Source organism: Nocardia sp. NPDC058497 (assembly GCF_042720195.1).
In the GTDB taxonomy this organism is placed as follows: Bacteria; Actinomycetota; Actinomycetes; order Mycobacteriales; family Mycobacteriaceae; genus Nocardia.
The window spans coordinates 1-1,232 of sequence record NZ_JBHXMY010001007.1 but is presented as its reverse complement, the minus strand read 5'-3'; the positions used below and the strand labels follow the sequence as shown (position 1 = coordinate 1,232).

Genomic DNA, 1,232 nt, shown 5'->3' with positions numbered 1-1,232 from the left:
ACACCCCACCACCCCCGCACACCCCGCCCCCCCCCCCACCACCCCCCCCCCCACGCATTACCCCCCCACCCCCCCCCCCCCCGGCCCCGCCCCCCCCCCAATTCGCTTTTCGTCGTCTTGCGGGTCAGGACCAGCGGCGGGTGATGCCGCGGGTGCGCCTGCTGTTCCAGCAGCCCTGGTGCCAGTGCCTGCGGTCGTCCTCGCCGCCCTCGGCGGCCCAGGCGACGATATGGGCGACGCCGGGCGCGATCTCGTGATCACAGCCAGGGCACCGATACGTCTTGACCGCCCTGGCGCCGGGAACCGTTCGGACGATGTAGGTTTCGTCGCCGGGCCCGTCCTCGGTGCGCCCGTACACGTCCCCGATGGGCGCCGGATCGCTACGTCGCCCGGAGCGTGGTTTACGTCGCGGCATGGTTCCCAGCCTAGAAAAGGCGGAAAACGTTGCTCTCCGTGCCACGCAGCTCGTCATAATCGAGCGTGAGGCAGCGGATCCCCCTGACCTCGGCGAGCGTGCGCGCCTGCGGCTTGATCTGCTGGGCCGCGAACACGCCGGCGACCGGCGCCAGCAGCGGATCGCGATTGAGCAGATCGAGGTAGCGGGTGAGCTGTTCGACGCCGTCGATCTCACCGCGCCGCTTGATCTCCACCGCCACCGTCGCGCCGTCTGCGTCGCGGCACAGCAGATCCACCGGGCCGATCGCCGTCATGTACTCACGCCGGATCAGGGTGTACCCCTCGCCCAGCTTCGTCACGTGTTCGGCCAGCAGCTCCTGCAGATGCGCTTCGACGCCGTCCTTGACCAGGCCGGGGTCGACGCCGAGTTCGTGCGAGGAGTCGTGCTCGATCTCCTCGATGGTGATGCGCAGTTCCTCGCCGGCCTTGTTGGTCACCACCCACAGCGCCTTGATGGTGTCCGGCAGCGCCGTCTTGCCCTCCCGCAGCGGCGTCACACCGTTGGGCAGCTCCTCGGGAACCAGAGTCGCGATATCGCGTTCCTCCAGCCAGCACGGCGGGCTCATCCAGTTCAGCGGCTTGTAGGAGCCGCCGTCGGAATGCACGAGCACCGACCCGTCAGCCTTGATCAGCAGCAATCGGCGAGCCATCGGAAGGTGGGCGGTCAGTCGACCGACATAGTCGACCTGGCAACGAGCAATGACAAGGCGCACCCCAAAACTCTAGGTGACGGGACCGGGAACGCAAAAAGGCCCTCCCCCCAAGCTGGAGGGGCG

2 protein-coding genes are annotated in these 1,232 nt (G+C 68.5%); both read right to left on the bottom strand.

The window, feature by feature from the left end:
• Nucleotides 1-124: 124 nt before the first annotated feature.
• Nucleotides 125-415 carry an ATP/GTP-binding protein gene (locus ACFWPJ_RS33290; protein ID WP_378857570.1) on the bottom strand — a complete coding sequence of 97 codons (291 nt, stop codon included), beginning with the start codon at nt 413-415 and terminating at the stop codon, nt 125-127.
• Between the two features lie 10 nt (nt 416-425).
• Entirely contained in the window at nt 426-1,169 is a 744-nt protein-coding gene (gene nucS, locus ACFWPJ_RS33285) for an endonuclease NucS (RefSeq protein WP_378857568.1), read from the bottom strand.
• Between the last annotated feature and the right edge of the window lie 63 nt (nt 1,170-1,232).